Genomic DNA, 18,246 nt, shown 5'->3' on the forward strand with positions numbered 1-18,246 from the left:
TGTTATTCAACACATGGGAGCGCTGGGAGCGCTGGGAGCGCTGGCCTCCGGCCGGCGTTGGTGGTGCTTTCACCCATGAGGCACAGCTTCGAATACGCCGGCCAGAGGCCAGCGCTCCCAGGGCCGCGTCCGGCGTTCGGCTGTGAGGGCTGCTCGGCAGGAATGAACTGCACAGCATCGGCGATGACCACCTTGCCGGCGTCGCTGCCTTCATTGGAGATGCGCACCCAGCTGCTGCGTCCGGCCTCGAAGCGGAAGGTGCCGAGGGAGCGGAAGAGTTTGGCGTGCTCGGGTTCTTCCTGCTGATTGATGCGGATTTGCTTCTCGCCATCCGCGTGGTGGATGGTCACGGGCGTGTTCGTGGCGCGGCGTACATTGTAGCAGTGGGCGAGGCGCACTTCGTACCATCCGGCCTTCGGCAAGTCCGGAGTGAAGGTCACGGACTTCTTGCCCTTGCCCGCCTTCATGTCGTGGATATAGCCGAGCCCGACATAGGGTGGCGTGTGCGTGGAGTACTGCCACTCGCCCTCCAGCGTGGCGGAGGTCTCATCCACGACGATGCCAGGGAGCTTGGCCGGATCACTCACGATGAAGGCGACCATCTCCGGGCGATCCACTTCGCCCGGGGCGTGGATGCTGGGCAGGGCGGCGGGATGGGGTTTGAGCGGTGCAGGCGGCTCCGCAGCCGTGGTGGTGAGGCATGGCAGAAGGAAAGAGAGCAGGCGGGAGATGGAGCGGAGGAGCATGGCAGTGGGCGGGTGGCTCGTTGAGGAAGCCACTAACAAACACTAACGGACACGGATGTTTGATTTGGCTCTTTTTCTTCTTGGACTCGATGGCGTGTGCTGGGAGATAGGTCCCGGAACAAAAGCCAAACTCCCCCTCATGAAAACCCAGTACTACACCGCCACCAGCCTGGATGGATTCATTGCTACGGAAGACGACTCGCTGGAGTGGTTGTTTCCTCTTGGGGCGTTGGGTGAATCCAGCTACCCGGAGTTCATCGCGGAAGTGGGAGCGCTGGCCATGGGATCCACGACTTATGAGTGGATGATGCGTAATGCGGACCAGGTGATTGCCGAGGTGGGCTCCCCGTGGCCCTACACGCAACCGGCGTGGATCTTCACCAGCCGCGAGCTTCCTGCAATTGAAGGTGCCGACATTCGATTCGTCAAAGGTGATGTGTGTGACGTGCATGCCGAGATGCGCGCTGCTGCGGGTGAGAAGAACATCTGGGTCGTGGGCGGTGGCGATCTCGCAGGGCAGTTCTACGATGCAGGTCTGCTGGATGAGCTCATCCTGCAGATTGGCTCGGTGACACTGGGCAAGGGGAAGCAACTGTTCCCTCGCCGGGTGCTGAGCCCGAAGTTGAAGCTGGTGTCTGTCCGTCAGATGGGCGCGACGATGGCGGAGATGCGGTATGAGGTGGTGAAGGGTGAAGCAGACAATGCGGTGGCGCAGGAGTGACGATTGCGCAGAGCACGTGAACGTGAGGGTAAGGATATAGACGCGGTGCCGAAGGCCTTGGACTGCGCGCAGCCTGCTGCCGCTTTCCTTAAGTGCAGCCTGCTGCACGCTACACCGCGACGAAGTCGCCTATCGTTTCCCGGAAGTGTGAGATCACCAGCAAGCGTCACCATCGCCACAGTCCCGCAAAGCGGGATGGACTCTGGAAAGCGGCAGCAGGCTGCGCGCAGTCCAAGGACGCTGCGCGTCACAGCATCTGGATCTGTCGTGTAAGTCTCCCTTCTCGATAGGAGCATCCGGCTCTCGGACCTATGCATTCACGGCGTCGCCGTTTTCTTCACCAACTCCAGCGCTTTGCCCACCAGTGCATTCTCCACCTCCGGGGCGAAGCGGGTGGGGAAGCCGTAGTACATCATGCTGAAGTCTGCCTCGTAGCCGCCCTCGGTGAGGATGCGCATGGAGGGCACATAGCAGAAGACATCATTGCAATAGCCCGCGACCCACAGGCGCTCGTCTGGCAGTTCGCGACGGAGTCGCAGGGCATAGTCCACACAGGTCTCGCCGCTGAGGCCGACCATGGTGAAGGCGTTTCCAAAGCGCAACACCTGCACGGGCGCATCATACGAGGTGATGAATTTCTCACCACGGTCCATCTTCGCCAGATGCTCTTGCGCATAACGCTGCACGGCGGGTGCTTTGTCCTGCAACTTAGCCTCATAGTAGGCGCGGTCGGGTAAAGGAGCGAGTGGCAGGTCGGCGCGTCCAAAGGAAGCGGTGATGGCTCCCTTCACTGGCCGCATCGGGACCGTGAGGGCACGAGCCACGGCGCCCGCGAGGTGCAGGCCATGTGCGCGCGCGAGGATGATGGAGCCGCGTGGATTGGGGTTCGCATCCGCACCGCAGCCGGTGATGAAGAGCGCGGTGCTTCCCGCATAGGTCTGCTCCAGGTTTGCCATCGCGTGACCCGCCCAGTCGCCACTCACCTCGGGGCCGGCACCCGGTGTGGTGCAGTGGCAGGCGTAACCAAAGAGGATGGCCTTCACCGTGCCATCGGACCGCGTCACGCGCAGTACGGGTACCTCATGATCCACGGCACCGTTGGGATTGATGCCGAAGCCCACACCTTTGGGGCCGAACTGGCGCCGGTTCCCGGCGAAGGTGGCCTCGCTCTTGCCGAAGTCGAGCGTGGCGGGCTCCAGGTTCTTCACAGCATCGGCTGCGACGGCAAAGGATTTTTCCAGGAAGGACTTCGTGTACGCTTCCACCGCCTTCGTCTCGATTTCATTCAGGCCATACATGGCGGTGAGTGATTGATGGATGATGGGCGTGGAATGGCTATGGGAGTTCGCGAAGAGGAAACGTTCGCGTGGCACCTTGAGTTCCTGCTCGATGCGGCTGGCGAGGGTGTCATTGAACCAGCGTGGTGTGCCGATGGTATCCGCGGTGATGATGATGGAGGTGGCGCCTGCGTTGTCCTGCAGGGCGAGTGCCTTCACCCAGATGGGTTGGTCCACGGACTCATGCGGCTTGGTGCGGCTCGCGTATCCGGCGAGACGAATGGGTTCCGCAGGCGTGATGTCTGCCCTGGCGACGCCGACTTTGAAGTCTTGCGCAGGAGATGAAGTGACGAAGGCAAGACAGGCCAGCGTGAGCAGGGTGAGTGGGAGAATGCGCATGCGAGAGAGCGTGGATTGCAGCAACAAACGGTGTGGAATGTGGCAGTCTGTCTTTCAGCGACGGAGGTTGGGCCTTCCGGCCTGACGGGAATGTCCATGCTGCATTCGGGGCTTCATGCCGCAGGGTCATTTCGGGTTAACCGCAAAGGGGCAGAGAGGCAAAGGACGCGGAGGAGTGAGAGGGATTTAAGATGGGTAGTGTGGCACACAGTGAGATTGCCACGTCTCGATGCAGAGGAGGCAGAGAGCGCGGAGGGTTTGCGCACCGTACCACGGTGACGTGAAGCGGCAGCTCAAGGAGCGGGAACGCCTCGTTCCCGGGCGATTGACATGGCACTCGCGGGAAGCATGACATGCGCTGCGGGTGGCCCATGATAGGAATGCGGTGGTAGATGGCGCGGTATGCACCAGGCGGAGTGTTTGACGTGTCAGGGGTTCGGGAACGAGGCGTTCCCGCTCCTTGATAGGCCGCAACGTCATCCCATGGGCTTCTCGTGGTACCGCTCTGCTGCTCCATCTCCTCTGCATCGAGACGTCACTTCTCCCTAACACGCTTCCTATCCCAGCACCCAACCCTCATGCTCCTCCGCGTCCTTTGCCTCTCTGCCGCTTTGCGGTTAACTGGAAGGGGCCTTGTGGTGTGATAGGCGGATGTGGCGAGCTACCGTCAGGCTGGAAAGCCTAACGCCCGCTGTCAGGCCGGAAGGCCTAACCTCCGAGCTTCTTGTGCTCCGCGGAAATGATGCACGCTATTGCGCGTATCACTGCACATCACCGGTATGAAACGCACACGCTTCCTCTGTATCTCCGCGCTCATGGGCGCGGCTCTTTGCTGGTCCATCTCCGCATCTGCCTTCTCTCAAGAAAAAGAGAAACCCAAGTCGCCACCACCCGATGACGGCAAGCTGCGCATCATCGTCTTCGGCGCGCATCCGGATGATGCGCAGTACAAGGCGGGCGGCACAGCGGCGAAGTGGGCGAAGCTGGGCCATCATGTGAAGCTCGTCTCGGTCACGAATGGCGACATCGGCCATTGGCAATCGGCGGGTGGCCCGCTGGCACAGCGTCGACTCGCAGAGGTGCAGAAGGCGGATGCGGTGGTGGGCGCGACCACCGAGGTGCTGGACATTCACGATGGCGAGCTCATGCCTTCACTGGAGAATCGCAAGACCATCATCAAGCTCATCCGTGAGTGGCAGGCGGACATTGTGATATCGCATCGCCCGTGGGACTACCACCCGGACCATCGCTATGTGGGCATCCTGGTGCAGGACGCGGCCTTCATGGTCACGGTGCCTTTCGTGTGTCCTGAGGTGCCGCCGGTGAAGAAGAATCCGCTCTTCCTCTATTCGAGTGATCTCTTCAAGAAGCCTTATCCTTTCCAGGCAGACATCATCGTCTCGGTGGATGATGTCTTCGACCAGAAGCTGAAGGCCATTCATGAAATGCCCTCGCAAGCGTATGAAGGCGGGGCGAGCGGCAGTGCAGAGCATGTGAAGAACGTGCCGCCTGCAGGAGATGTCGCAGCGCGTATGGGCTGGCTGCGCGAGCGATGGGAGCGCCGGCAGGGTGGGGAGGCGAATCGTTTTCGTGAAGTGCTCACGAAGTGGTATGGCCCGGAGAAAGGCGCTGCGGTGAAGTTTGCCGAGGCCTTTGAGATCTGCGAGTACGGGCGCCAGCCGACGGATGAAGAGGTAAAGAAGCTGTTCCCCTTCTTCCCATGACCGCACGTTCCATCCGCTCGCTGCTGCTCGGCGTGATGCTTGCCGGGAGTCTTCCACTCGCAAGTGAAGCGAAGTCCACCCCACCCGGCCTGCGCGTGGGCGCGGCAGCAGCGAGTTTCGTGGCGGATGATTCCATGGAGATCGCGGGCAGCATCCTCCCAGGCAAAGCGACGGGGCAGGAGGGGGAACTGCGCGCCGTGGCCGTGGTACTGGAGAAGGCGCCGCACCCAAAGGTGGCCATGGTGGCGTGCGACATCCTCATGATCACGCGTGATCTGCTGGATCCTGTGGTGGCGGAGATTGAGAAGACCACCGGCATCCCTGCCTCACATGTGCTCATCAACTGCACCCACACGCATCACGCGCCGAGCACGGTGAAGGTGCACGGCTACGGACGGAACGAAGCCTTCTGCAAGGAAGTGCAGAAGAAGATTCTCGAAGCGGTGCAGAAAGCGGATGCGAATCTCGCGAAGCAGACGGAGGACTGCCAGTTTCACTTCGCCCTGGGGCACGAGGATACCATCGGGCAGAACAGCCGGCAGATGCTCTCGGATGGCACCATCTACTGGACGGGTGAGCGCAGTGACTTTGTACGGCCTACGGGACCCTTCGATCCTGAGCTGCCCGTCTTCGCCTTTCGCGACAGCGCCGGGAAGCTGCTTGCGATGATGTACAATCACTCCACGCACACCATCGGCCTACGCACGGGTGGGAAGCGTTCGCCTTCTTTCTATGGTCTTGCCGCGCAGGAGCTGGAGCAGGACATGGGTGGTGTGGTCTCCTTTCTGGAAGGGGCCTCCGGCTCCACGCACAATCTCTTTGTGCCCTCCCTCACGGCCATCACGAAGATGAAGCAGAGTGTGAGCGAGACCCTGGCAAAGGCACAGCCACGTGAAGTGTATCGCATCGCCGCGATGAAGCAGCCGTTTGTCTTCAAGGTGCGCCAGTTCGATGAGGCGCGTGAAGAGTATGCCGTCACCACCTACTGCCAGAAGCGCATCCCCACACGAGCGGAGGACACGGCGAGGGTTTTTCGAAATATGCGCAAAGAGCTCGCTCCGCTGCAAGGGCAGGAGCGCACCACGTGGATTCAGGTCATGGTCATAGGAGACGTGGCCATCGTGGGAGTGCCTGCGGAGTTCTTCACCAAGCTGGGGCTGGATATCAAGAATCGTTCTCCCTACCGACACACGTACATCGCGGAGTTGGCGAATGACTGGATTGGCTACATCCCGGATCAAGATGCCTTCAAACTCGGCGGCTACCAGGTGTGGACCGGCTTTCACAGCTATGCCGAGCCCGGGACCGGTGAGCGTTTGGTGGATGCCGTGGTGGAGATGCTCGAGAAGCTGGCGCAGTCTCCTTAGAGCGAGCACTGCCCATATGCCTGCGATTGCGGGTAACTTGGAAAGCGCCTGACTTTGAAGGTATTCCAACCTATCCAAGGGGTGGTAAGTATTTCTGCGTAGAGGTGTTATGGGGGCTGGAGTGGCTTCAAAACCAAGGAACTACCGGCCTATGGTATTTCTCCGTCCAAGTAAAGAATTGACACAAATTGCAATATATTGCAAAACTAAGCAATTCTTTAGTCTATTTCTTTAGGAATTGCTAAAGAGCACCTGTCGCCCGCAGGGGGACATCCTCATCATGGTCTATGTAGTTCAATCCTAGCGTTTTACCAATGTCGATGCCTCTCGTCTCTGTTGTCATTCCGGCATACAATGCCGGAAGAACCATCGTGGAGACCTTGAACTCGGTCTTGCGGCAGTCGTACGAGAATCTGGAGATCATCGTCGTGGACGACGGATCTACGGATGGCACCTGCAAGCTCGTGCGGGCGCTGGCTGAAAGGGATGCTCGCATCCGTGTGATTTGCCAGAGGAAGTCCGGAGTGGCGCTGGCGAGAAATGCAGGCATCACGGCCGCCAGGGGAGTTTATATCGCCCCGCTGGATGCGGACGACCTCTGGCATCCCAAGCGGGTGCAGTTGCATGTGGAGGCGCTGGAGGCCGCAGGTCCTGACACAGCGGTGGCCTATTCCCCTTTCTACCTCATTGACCGGGATGGGAAGGCCTTCGCCAAGTCGGTGCTGTACAACTATTCCGGAGATGTCTTCGAGAGGCAACTCGGGCAGAATCTGGTGGGAAATGGCAGCGGGCTCACCGTGCGCCGCTCTGCCGCGGTGGAAGTGGGAGGGTACTCCTCGCTGCTTTTCGAAAAGGGCGCGCAGGGTTGTGAGGACTTCCTGTTCCAGTTGGAGCTGGCTCGCCGGTATCAGTACGTGTGTGTGCCCCATTACCTGGTGGGATACCGGAAGTATCCGGGAAACATGTCATCTGACCTGGTCCAGATGAGATATTCGCAGCTGCATATGTATGCCTATCTGTGCAGCAAGTATGGGCTGCCCAAGGAGTCCGTGAGCAAGCATGCCAGCGAGATTCTCTGGTCGCTCGTGCGCGTGGTGCTCCACAGCAAGGGCAAGAGGGCTGCAGGCATGGAAATCTTGAAGTGGGTGCGGGACCTCCACCAGGTGACGCACATCATCGAGTGCCTCACCGAGTTCGTGCTCGCGAAGTTGGGTCGCTTGCTCCGCCGGTTCCCGGAGGTGGGAATTGCCGTGGCCAGCAGAGTGACGGCTGGTGTGGGTGGTCTGTTTCCCCTCCACGGAGTCATCGAGCATATCGCGCTGTAATGGAAAGGTTGCTCTTCAGCACCGGTCTTGAGTCAGATGGTCGCCGGGAAGTCGGCAGGGGACGCTGTTGCTCCATGAGCTGGCACCCAGAGATGGAGATGGATGCCTCATGAGTCTCACGCGAACAGCCCTGCCTGAGATCTCAGTGGTGATGCCCGCGCGCGATGCCTCACGCACCCTGAAGGAAAGCGTGGCGTCCCTGCAGGCGCAGACTTTCCAGACGTGGGAGCTCATCATCGTGGATGATGGCTCAAGTGATGGCACCGGTGACATGGCCCGGGAGCTCAGTGGGCAGGACTCGCGCATCCGTTGTTTTTCCCAAGAGCATGCCGGGGTCTCACATGCGCGGAATCGCGGCCTTGCCCAGGCGGCCGGTGAGTGGGTGCTCTTTTTGGACAGCGACGACACCATCGCTCCCAATCATCTGGAGGTGATGCTGGCCGCTGCCCGGGAGCATGCTGTGGACATGGTGGTGTGTGGCTATGCGAGGAGCGTGGGACCCGAGGGCGAGATATTCGAAGGTGAGCGCACTCCCATTTCGCGGGATGGCTGTGTGGAGCTGGCTGCGAGTGCGCACTTTCCCATCCACGCCGCGATCACGAGACGTGAGCTGATTGTGAAAGCGGGAGGTTTTGATCCATCACTGGAGGCCTGTGAAGACTGGGACCTCTGGCTGAAGGTCGCAGGACAGGGAGTCACGCTCGCCACCGTACCGCAGAGTCTCGCCATCTATCGGAACCGTGCGCAATCGCTCTCCAAGAGCAGCCAGAAGATGTGGCACGGGGCCAATGAAGTGCTGATCCGTCAGCAGCGTGAAGCTTACGGACCATCCATGGCGCGCTACAAGCCGGAGGCGCGGAAGATAGCCTGCCGCCGGACGTGGTTCCTCCTGTGGTCCGGGGCGATTGCTGCGGCGCAGGGAGATGCATCGCTTGAGCCTTCGGGCACGGAAGGGGAACTGGCGGCGCCTCGACCAGCGGACCGCTGGCACACCCAGGCACTGGTGGAAGGCCTGAGCCTGGGAGCGAACCTGCCCGTGCATCAACTGCTGGGAAGATGGGCGCAGATGGAGACGGGACTGTTGCCACTGTTTCAGAGGGTGGAGGAGCGCACTGGGAAGAGCGGACTGGCGACATTGCTGGCGAAGGATCTCGCGGTTGAGCTGTTCCACTATTGCGCGTTGGAGGAGCCGATGATTGTGGGGGATGTCGCGCTGGTGCGTTTTGCGGATTTGCTTCGTCCAAGCTGGGTGCCGCCGCAGGTCGATGCGATCTATGTGCAGTGCCAGATCCACGGGGAGCTGTTCCGTATACCGGGCATCCCTGTGCTCTCCCATACGAAGGCGTGGGACACGATTCGCATCGCTGCGTTTGAGCTGGCCTGTCTGGTGAAGCCCTGGTCGCGCAAGAGGCGCTTCCTTCGTGCCTTGCTGAAGGGTGTGGCAGGCCTGCCGCCACGTGGAGAGACGCCTGCGACGGAGGCCGTGCAGACCATCTATGGGGTAGGGCCCGTCCCTCGTGGATACGAATCCTCACCCGGACCCTGCCCGGGTGAGGCCTGCTGCGCGGCTGAGACATCCGAGGCGGCTGTCTCTGAGGAGAGGCTCGACAAGGAGGATGTCTGGGAGTCGCTCTTCGAAAGCGAAGACCCGTGGGACTATGGCAATGTGTATGAGCAGACGAAGTACCAGCAGACGCTGGATCTGCTGCCGCCGGTGACCTTCGAGTCGGCACTGGAAGTCGCCTGCGCGGAGGGACATTTCACCGTGAAGCTCTGTGAGCGCGTGAAGCGACTCCATGCCGTGGATATCTCGCAGACCGCGATCCGCCGTGCGCAGGAGCGTTGTCGTGAGAAGGGGAATGTCGAGTTCGCCACGCTCGACTTCATGACCCAGCCCATCGAGGGTACCTATGATCTCATCGTGTGCAGTGAGGTGCTGTACTATGTGGAGAGCCGCGAGCAGCTTGATGCAGTGATTGCGAAGTTCGCCGCGGCGCTGAATCCGGGTGGGTGCCTCCTCACGGCGCATGCGCGTCTCCTGGCAGATGACTCCACCCAAACAGCTTTTGATTGGGGACACGCCTTCGGAGCAGAGGGCATTGTGAAGGCCATGCGGCAGAATGGGGAACTGACACTGGCTGCCACCTTCTCCACGGACCTGTATCGCATTGATTTGCTGAAGAAAGCTCCAGCAGCGGGCGGTGAAACAAAGCTGGTCACAGGCATGTATGGTACCCCGCTGCCGGTGCATGTGGCTGCGCGAGTGGTGTGGCATGGCGCACGCCGCACGCGCCTGGAGGCCTGCGGTGAAGCCGCTACGCGCAAGCTGCCGGTGCTGATGTATCACCGCATCGCCGACGAGGGAGCGGCAAAGCTGGCAAAGTATCGCGTGTCCCCTGCGCAGTTCGAGAAGCAACTGCGCTATCTCAGGCGTCGCGGCTACTACTCCCTGGAGCCGGATGCCATCAATCCAGACTGGCCGCAGCAGGAGTTTCCGGGACGGCCTCTCATCATCACCTTTGATGATGGCTATGCGGACTTCGAGTCCACGGCGTGGCCCATCCTGCGCCGGAATGGTTTCACCGCGCATGTGTTCGTGTCCACGGGACAGGTGGGGGGAACTTCGAGCTGGGAAGAGGACGAGGACGAGGCCGACAGGCAGACGCTGATGACCTGGGAGCACATCCGGAAGCTCTCGGCCCAAGGCGTGACCTTCGGCAGTCATCTCGTCTCGCATACAGCCGCCACGAGCTTGAGCTCAGGCGCCCTGCTGAGGGAGGCGTATCGCTCGCGAACGACACTGGGGCACGCATTGGGGAGGCCTGTCTTCAGCATCGCACCGCCGTATGGGGCGCTGGGGTTCCGGGAGCAGCGCATCTTCCAGGCGGCAGGCTACCGCACCATCTACGCTGCCGGCGCAGACGCGGTGGCCCGCGTGGGGCAGGTGGTGCTGCAGCGCATCCGTGTGGATGAGCGCCTGGATTTGACGGCCTTTGGACGAAGCATGGATCTGGAGGATCCGGAACTCGACGCATGCGAACGGGATGCAGCAGGCATTGACAGCGCTCCGTAAGGCCAGGCACTCGTGGTGGGGGCGCCTCCCGCTCGTGGCCACACTCGCGGGTGATCTGCGCACCGCGCGGGAACTGCTCCCGCTCATCTCCGGATTGAAGCGTGCCCTGCCGGTGGCGGTGGTGCTGGGTCTGCTGTCTTCGGTGATCGATAGCTGTGCCGTCAGCCTCATGGTGCTGATTGTTTTCAAGGGTATCTCAAGTGACTTCCCCTTGCCCGATGCAGGGCTGATTGGAGAGCTGGCATCTTTTGCCGAAGCGGCGGCGCAGAAGAGTCCTGTGGTGCTCTGGGGCACGGTCATTGGCATCGCGCTGGTACGCGCCCTGGTGGCGGGCGCCTACAGCGTGCTGAGCGCGCACCTCACGAACAGCATTCATCACAGGACACGGCTCTCGTTGTTCGAGAAGTTCATGGCGCTGCCCTACCAGGACCTCGCGCGCACGGACTACGGCACCATGACGAATGCGCTGCAGGTGGAGAGCTGGTATGTCGCCGAGGTGGTGCGCTCGCTGTGCGGCCTGATGATCGCTGTCTGCTCCCTGGTCGTGTATCTCGTGATCGTCTTCTTCATTTCATGGCCACTCGGGATACTCGCCATGATCCTCGGGGGTGGATTGCGATGGCTCTGCGCCGGGTTGAAGCAGCCGCTGCGTCGCATGGGATTTGAGGCCACAAGGACGAATGAAGAGCTCGCGCTGCGCATGTACACACGCATGCAGGCCATCCGCACCATCCGCGCCCATGGCTTCGAGAAGGCCGAGGTGGCGCAGTTCGAGGGGCTCTCCCGCGAGGTGGCGGGTGTCTTCACCAGGATGGCTCTCGTGGAAAACTACCTGCGCCCCTTGAATGATGTCTCGATTCTTGTGGTCATGGCGGCACTGTGTTTCTTCTCCGCAGCCATGGGGGACTCTCTCGCCATCACGGCCACGGTGATTGCGCTCATGTACCGGCTGCAACCGCACCTGGGCAGAATCGACGGAGCACTGCTGACCCTGGTGAAGTCGCAGGGGCCTCTGGCTGCCGTCCTGAAGCAACTCCGCGCGCCGGACATGCGGGATGATGCGATGGAGGACCTGTCCCTCCACTCGCCGTGGCAGACATTGCGATTCGAGAAGGTCTCCTTTGCCTATGAACACGAGCCGGTGCTGGTGAACCTCAGCTTTGAACTCAAGCGCGGTTCGGTGCTTGCGATTCGTGGGTTGAGCGGCGCAGGGAAATCGACGCTCGTCAGCATGCTGCTGAAGCTGCTCAAGCCTGCGTCAGGACGCATCACCATCGATGCGCAGGACTTCATGCGCGTGAAGCGCGAACAGTGGCTCTCCGGTGTGGCTGCCGCAGGGCAGGACTTTGAGCTCATGGATGGCACACTGGCGGAGAACCTCATGCTGGGGAGAGATATTGCTGAAGAGGAGCTGCAGACCGCTCTGAGGCTGGCGGAGATTGATGACTTTGTGATGAAACTTCCCGAGGGTTTGCAGACGCGGGTGGGGGAGAAGGGCATCCGGCTCTCGGGAGGTCAGCGGCAGCGCATCGTTCTTGCACGCGCGCTGGCCGCGCATCCGGACCTCCTCATCCTGGACGAGGCCGCGAGTGCCGTGAGCATCGACATGGAGCGGAAGATTTATGGGAACATCCGTCGTGCGAGACCTGGTATCACCCTGATTGTGGTCACGCATCGGGAGCTCCCGGAAGGTCTCGCCGATGAAGTGTTTGAGGTGTGAGCCTTCGCGGGAAGCGCGGATTTCCACTTTCCAGTCCTATACGGAGTTAGGCTGAAGGGAGGCCCTTTCATTATTTAAAGTGCCCTGATAATTGCCAGGAAAACTGAGAGTCCTGAAGCGAGAGAAATTGCCAGCCCGCTGGATTCCCTAGTGAATTCGTGTGTCCTGCGCGCAAAAACGGGCAGCTAAAGGAAAATTAAGTATATTTTTGAGAGGGATTTGCGTTATGAATAAAGCTTCGCCAAGCCTATGAAAACGTACCGCGTTGAGTCCAGGGTGGGTAGTATGTCGGCTATATTAGCGGACGGGTGTCACGAGAGCAGAGTGGATTACCGCTTCGTCTGCGAAGGATTCATCGTCGCCCAATTTCCCAAAGCGATGGTGCGGGGTGTCTCCGAAATTCCTGTGGCGTCCACAGAGGTCGAAGCCCTGCTGGGTGTTGTTGCTCAGAATTGCACGGAAATGCCGGCAGTTGAGAGCACGCAAAGGTCGGCGGCAGCGTAGAGGTTGGTAAATCGAACCGTGGCTGTTTTTTACGCCGTGCCTGTGTGCCAGGTTAAGAAAGCATGTGCGATTCCAGAGGACAATGGACGGGCAGAATGATCCAGAGGCTCTGACGATGGGTCGCACTCGCTCGTGGTGCAATACGTCCTCAAGACTTGGCGACTTCGTCGCGACATGGCGTGCAGCAGGCTGCACTTGGGAAAGCGGCAGCAGGGCTCCACGCAGTCCAAGGACGCTGCGCGTCATGGTTTCCAAGTCATTTGCGGGTATCTCCTTCCTTCATGATGCCACATGGCTTGTTAACCTGACGCTCGTACGAAGAGCGTCAGGGTGGGAAGACGGGTCGGGGAAAGGCAGAAGAGCCTGTTTTTGATGGCGCTGACTCAGCCCTTGAGGTTCTTGTTGAAGAACTCCAGCGTGCGCGTCCACGCGAGCTCAGCGGCGGCCTTGTCGTAGCGTGGGGTGGTGTCGTTGTGGAAGCCGTGGTTCGCGCCGGGGTACATGTGGGCGGTGTACTTCACATTGTTCTGTTTCAGCGCGGCTTCGTAGGCGGGCCAGCCTTCATTCACGCGGGTGTCGAGCTCGGCGTAGTGCAGCAACAGCGGCGCTTTGATCTTCGCCACATCCGCGGCGGCGGGCTGGCGGCCGTAGAAGGGCACGGCGGCCTTGATGACATCCGGGATGCGTACGGCGAGGGTATTCGCCATGAGTCCGCCGAAGCAAAAGCCCACGACGCCAATCTTGCCATCGCACGCAGGGTTCTTCTGCAGCCAGAGGGCGGCGGCGATGAAGTCCTCCACCATTTCTTCACCGGAGCGTTTGGCCTGCATTTCCTTGCCCTTCTCGTCATCACCGGGATAGCCACCCAAGGGTGTGAGTGCATCCGGTGCAAAGGCGACGAAGCCTGCGACGCCCAGGCGCCGGGCGACGTCTTCGATGTAGGGATTGAGTCCGCGATTCTCGTGCACCACGATGACGCCGGGCAGCTTGCCGGAGGCATTCGCAGGTGTGACGAGCAGGCCGCGCATCTTGCCTCCGCCCTTTGGAGATTCGTATTCAGCATACTCTGACTTGATGCGGGCGTCATCCTTGGGCACTTGCTGGGCCCAGGCATAATTTGGGCTGAGGGCCTCCAGCAACGCAGCGGCGGTCAGGCCACCCACGGCGAACTTCGAGGCGCGGTCGAGAAACGCGCGGCGATCAATGCGGCTGTGCGCATAGTCATCATAGAGGTCGAGCAATTCCTGGTCGAATTCGGATGCGATTTTGCGGTTCATGGGGGTGAGTGTAGCTGGCTCGCGAGGGCAGGGGAAGCTTCGTTTTGTGTCGGTGAGTTCAATAAGGAGATACAGAGTTCTCTTGCGAGATAGAGGGTGGCCTGCTTTGCCCGAAGGCGATACATACGGGCACACGTCGCCGAGTCGCTTTGCGTCGTGGAGTGCGGTGGCAAGACCGCGCCCCTTGCGGGACGCGACACCGCTTTGAACGGAAGGAGTGAACTTTGTGAAACGATGTCATGGTCCAAGTTCCCAAGGTGGTGGTGTTGTTGTACGGGGGAATATTGGATGCTGGATTCCAGTGAAGTCTTCCGAAGCATCAGGATGGATCTCCTTTGTTCAAAGCGGTGTCGCGGCCTCAAGGGAGGCCCGTGCCACCGCACTCCACGACGCAAAGCGCTTCTTCTGCGTGCCAGATGAAAGCGGAACAAGGTCGTAGCATCCGTGGCCCGCGGACTTTGCATCCTCACGTTTTGATTCACCGGCTTTCTCAGGCTATCAACTATCGACCAAAGACCATCAACTCCACAGAAAAAACAAGGCAGGCACGTTTCCGCGCCTGCCTTGGGATCTGATGTTGGGTTTCTAGTTCGTTGTTCGCCGCACCATTAGTAGGTCGTCAGACCCAGCGACTGTAGCAACTGGTCGTCGATGCGGCCGGTGGCGTACAGGCCGTAGTCCTGCTGATAGGCGTAGATGGCCGAGCGCGTGCCGGGTCCGACGACGCCGTCGAGGGTGCCGTCGTAGTAGCCGGCGCGAGCCAGTTCTTCCTGCACCGCTACGCGAGTTTCATATCCGTACCCGCTGTAGTAGTTGGGGGTGGAGTCGTAGTAGGCGGGCGCTGACTCATACACATAGGCAGGAGGCGCCACCAGGGAGAAGATGAATACGCCCAGGGCATCGTTGTAGTAGCGGTGCCTGTGGTAGGTCCGGTAGTAGTCGTAGTCGTACACGTAGCCATTGCTGCGATACCAGTCGTGCGAATGGTGATCGTGGTCATGGCGCACGGTGTAGTGACTGCGGTCACGGTGGGAATGCGTGCGGCGGTCGCCGTCGCGATCCCGGTCTCTTACGATGCGATTGCGATCCGAGTCGCGCACTGCCGAGGAGGCAATGTTGCGGCGATCAATCTCGCGGCGCACGTCGGCACGATCGCGGTCGCGGTTGCGATCATTGTCGCGTCGCGCTGCCGCTGTGGCGATGTTGCGGCGATCAATCTCGCGGCGCACATCCGTGCGGTCACGGTTGACATCGCGCTTCACGACACGATCGCGATCGCGGTCGACACGTTCCTTCGCCTTTGCGAGGTTCTGTGAGCGCTCAATGGACTTGCGATTTGCCGCGGCTACACGATCACGGGACGAGGACGCGGCCAACTGATGGCGCGCGATGTCGTCGGAGCGTTTGCGGACATTGTTATCGCGTCCCTTGGTGCGCTGCACCGCCAGACGGGTGGTATCACGAGACGAGGGTTTGTTCGCCTTGGGCTTCGGAGAGGATCGTGCTACGACACGTCGGTCAGGTTTCGGGGACGAGGGGCGGGAATGTGCCACACGCGGGCCGCGGTCTCCGCCGCCCTTGCGCTGCACCTGTTCCTTCTTGCCCTTTCGGTCGCCGCCTCCTTTGCCCTTGTCTTTTTTGGCCGCCATCAGGTCGCCACCAGTGAGAGCCAGCGAAATCGCGGCCACCAGCATCGCCATGAGCGGTCGGGGTAGAATTTTCATGATTCAGTTTTTGGGTTGGGTTTTTGTCTCCTAACTGAATCGACGGGCAAGGGGCCGGTGGCATTCAACCCCAGGCAATATTTGAAGATGAACGTGATCGAAAATATCACTCGATGCATCCATGTGGCGAATGGCACGATGGGGGTGATCGTGCGGAATGCGGGAGGGAGCGAATCTCCAACGTAGCTCGCGAGTCCCTTCGCGAGATTTACGTACCCCTCGCGTGCTGCATCAAGCTTCGGCAGAGTGGCTGTTTAGTGTGCCTCGTCAGTGATACGTACTACTCGCGAAGGGACTCGCGAGCTACGTTGGGCTTCGCGAGTTACGCTTAGCCTTGCTCTAACTCGCCCTGCCACCCACCGGCTGCACTTTCGCAGCGAGGGTGTGCAGGCACTTGTCCAGCTCACCGATATCCACGGGCTTGGTGAGGTGGAAATCGAAGCCTGCCCTTTCGCTCTGGGCGATGTCCTCCGCCATGCCGTAACCGCTGAGGGCGATGCCACCTATCTGGCGCTCGCCGGCAGCGCGGATGAAGGGCTGCATGAGTTGCAGGCCCTCACCATCGGGAAGTCCGATGTCGCTCACCAGCACGTCGAAAGAAGAGTCGCGAATGAGTGCCATGCCGCTCTCCACACTCGAAGCCAGCTCCACGGCATAGCCGCGCCGCGTGAGCAGGCGTTTGAGTTGCACAGCGGTGTCCTGGTGGTCTTCCACCACAAGGAGACGTAGAGAAGCGGGGGAATCCTTTTCCGGCCGCGTGGGTGTGCGCTCCGTCGTGACGCGCTCCGCTGCGGTGGGCAAGCCGACGATGAACACACTGCCGCGTCCCGGTCCGCCACTGGAAGCCGTGATGGAACCCCGGTGCCCCTCGACCAGAGCACGGCAGATGGCCAGCCCAAGACCGAGTCCCGTGGAGCGGTCTCCATGCGCCTGCTCGAACGCATCGAAGATGCGGTTGATGCGCTCGGGCGCGATGCCCTCGCCAACGTCTTCAAAGCGAATCTGCACGGTCTTCTCATCGTCCGCATTCGCACTGTTGATGGAGATGCTGGAGGAGGGCGGCGAGAACTTGATGGCGTTGCCGATGAGGTTGCAGAAGATCTGCTGGATGCGTGCGGCGTCCGCGACGCTGTGGCTGTTCCTGGCCTCCAGATTGAGCTTCAGTTGAATGTTCTTTCTCTGCAGCTCGGGATGGCAGATCTCCACGGCGCGCTGCACGAGCGTGTGCAGATCCACATTCTCGAGATGGAGCTGCATCTTGCCGTTGCGGATGCGGGCAAGGTCCAGCAGGTCATCGATAAGCCGCGCCTCCAGCTGCACATTCCGCTGGATGGTATCGAGCAGTTCGCGGATGCCCTTGTCCACCTGGTACTCCTCGCGGATGATGGCGACGGCGTGCAGCACGGGGGAGAGGGGAGTGCGCAGCTCGTGGGAGAGCATGGCGAGGAAGCGATCCTTTGCCTGGTTCGCCGCTTCCGCCTCGGCGCGCGCGGCCTCCGCGAGGATGCGCTTGGTCCTTTCCTCAGCGGCGCGCTCCAGCTCGGCATTCTTGATGGCGAGCTCGCGATTCGTGGCCATCAGTGCGGCTTCCACCTGCTTGCGGAAGGTGATATCCACCAGTGAGGCAATGTGGAAGGCTCCGCTGCTGGCCTCGAACTGGCTGAGGCCCACTTCCACCGGCACCTTGCCGGCATCTTTGCGGCGCACTTCAAGTTCCACAGGCTCGCCGGAGTTCGCTCTTGGGTCTGTGCTCAGGTCATCCGCGAGGCCTTCGGGAATAAGCATGCGGATGGATTCGCCCAGCAGCTCCTCGCGTGAGAAGCCAAAGAGGCTCTCGGCGCGTGAGTTTACCAACACGATTTTTTCATCCTGCCCGGTCACCACCATCGCCGTGGGACTGGATTCCACGACAAAACGAAACCTCTCCTCCGCAGCGTGGCGTTCCTGAATCTCCGCCTGTAGCGTGTCATTCAGCTTCGTCAGCGCGTCGGTCTTCCGGTAGAGCTCCACGAAGACGCTCACCTTGGACCGCAGGATGTCCGGGTTCACCGGCTTGGTGATGTAGTCCACCGCGCCGGCGCCATAGCCGAGGACGATGTGCTCCTCCTCGTAGTAGTGAGCGGTGAGGAAGATGATGGGGATGTTCTGTGTCTTCCGCCGCTGCTTGATGAGCTGGGCGAGCTCGATGCCACTCATGCCAGGCATCTGCACATCGAGGATGATGGCAGCGCACGGCTCGGACATGAGCGTCATGAGCGCCTCCTCCGGCGTCGTCGCCTTGATGAGACGGTGATCCGGAGCGTCGAGTATCGTCTCAAGAACCATCAGGTTCTTGAGGTCATCGTCCACCAGGAGAATATTGATGCCGGGCGTCGTCGTCGTCATCCAA

At 60.7% G+C, this 18,246-nt stretch carries 11 protein-coding genes; 6 read left to right on the plus strand and 5 right to left on the minus strand.

Features of this window, described 5'->3' with window-relative positions; all coding sequences use genetic code 11:
• Nucleotides 1-2: 2 nt before the first annotated feature.
• Nucleotides 3-746 carry a golvesin C-terminal-like domain-containing protein gene (locus DES53_RS21810; protein ID WP_211325639.1) on the minus strand — a complete coding sequence of 248 codons (744 nt, stop codon included), beginning with the start codon at nt 744-746 and terminating at the stop codon, nt 3-5.
• A gap of 139 nt (nt 747-885) precedes the next feature.
• Between DES53_RS21810 and DES53_RS21815 the strand changes: the two genes are divergently transcribed.
• Nucleotides 886-1,467 (plus strand): dihydrofolate reductase family protein, encoded by a 582-nt coding sequence (locus DES53_RS21815; protein ID WP_113960473.1) that lies wholly within the window; start codon nt 886-888, stop codon nt 1,465-1,467.
• Between the two features lie 317 nt (nt 1,468-1,784).
• Here DES53_RS21815 and DES53_RS21820 read toward each other — a convergent pair whose 3' ends face one another.
• Nucleotides 1,785-3,143 carry a neutral/alkaline non-lysosomal ceramidase N-terminal domain-containing protein gene (locus DES53_RS21820; RefSeq protein WP_113960430.1) on the minus strand — a complete coding sequence of 453 codons (1,359 nt, stop codon included), beginning with the start codon at nt 3,141-3,143 and terminating at the stop codon, nt 1,785-1,787.
• Between the two features lie 779 nt (nt 3,144-3,922).
• Here DES53_RS21820 and DES53_RS21825 point away from each other — a divergent pair.
• From DES53_RS21825 to DES53_RS21845, 5 genes are all read left to right on the plus strand, one after another.
• Nucleotides 3,923-4,867, plus strand: coding sequence for a PIG-L deacetylase family protein (locus DES53_RS21825; RefSeq protein WP_211325640.1), 945 nt, complete (start codon nt 3,923-3,925; stop codon nt 4,865-4,867).
• Nucleotides 4,864-6,234 (plus strand): hypothetical protein, encoded by a 1,371-nt coding sequence (locus DES53_RS21830; RefSeq protein ID WP_113960431.1) that lies wholly within the window; start codon nt 4,864-4,866, stop codon nt 6,232-6,234. Before DES53_RS21825 ends, DES53_RS21830 begins: the two co-directional genes overlap by 4 nt.
• Before the next feature lie 320 nt (nt 6,235-6,554).
• Nucleotides 6,555-7,559, plus strand: a complete 1,005-nt coding sequence (locus DES53_RS21835) for a glycosyltransferase family 2 protein (protein ID WP_170157296.1) — start codon at nt 6,555-6,557, stop codon at nt 7,557-7,559.
• A gap of 109 nt (nt 7,560-7,668) precedes the next feature.
• The gene (locus DES53_RS21840; protein WP_113960433.1) at nt 7,669-10,632 is read left to right on the plus strand and encodes a trifunctional glycosyltransferase/class I SAM-dependent methyltransferase/polysaccharide deacetylase; all 2,964 of its coding nucleotides are present in this window, start codon (nt 7,669-7,671) and stop codon (nt 10,630-10,632) included.
• 34 nt (nt 10,633-10,666) lie between these two features.
• Entirely contained in the window at nt 10,667-12,352 is a 1,686-nt protein-coding gene (locus DES53_RS21845; RefSeq protein ID WP_170157297.1) for an ABC transporter ATP-binding protein, read from the plus strand.
• Nucleotides 12,353-13,239: 887 nt separating this feature from the next.
• Here the strand turns inward: DES53_RS21845 and DES53_RS21855 are convergent.
• The 3 genes from DES53_RS21855 to DES53_RS21865 all read right to left on the minus strand — a co-directional run bounded on the left by DES53_RS21855 (nt 13,240) and on the right by DES53_RS21865 (nt 18,242).
• Entirely contained in the window at nt 13,240-14,133 is an 894-nt protein-coding gene (locus DES53_RS21855; RefSeq protein ID WP_113960436.1) for a dienelactone hydrolase family protein, read from the minus strand.
• Nucleotides 14,134-14,741: 608 nt separating this feature from the next.
• Nucleotides 14,742-15,857 carry a peptidoglycan-binding domain-containing protein gene (locus tag DES53_RS33580; protein ID WP_211325641.1) on the minus strand — a complete coding sequence of 372 codons (1,116 nt, stop codon included), beginning with the start codon at nt 15,855-15,857 and terminating at the stop codon, nt 14,742-14,744.
• Nucleotides 15,858-16,196: 339 nt separating this feature from the next.
• Nucleotides 16,197-18,242: a response regulator gene (locus DES53_RS21865; RefSeq protein ID WP_113960437.1), complete on the minus strand. Its 2,046-nt coding sequence runs from the start codon at nt 18,240-18,242 to the stop codon at nt 16,197-16,199.
• Nucleotides 18,243-18,246 lie beyond the last annotated feature (4 nt).

The organism is Roseimicrobium gellanilyticum (genome assembly GCF_003315205.1).
Lineage (GTDB): Bacteria > Verrucomicrobiota > Verrucomicrobiia > Verrucomicrobiales > Verrucomicrobiaceae > Roseimicrobium > Roseimicrobium gellanilyticum.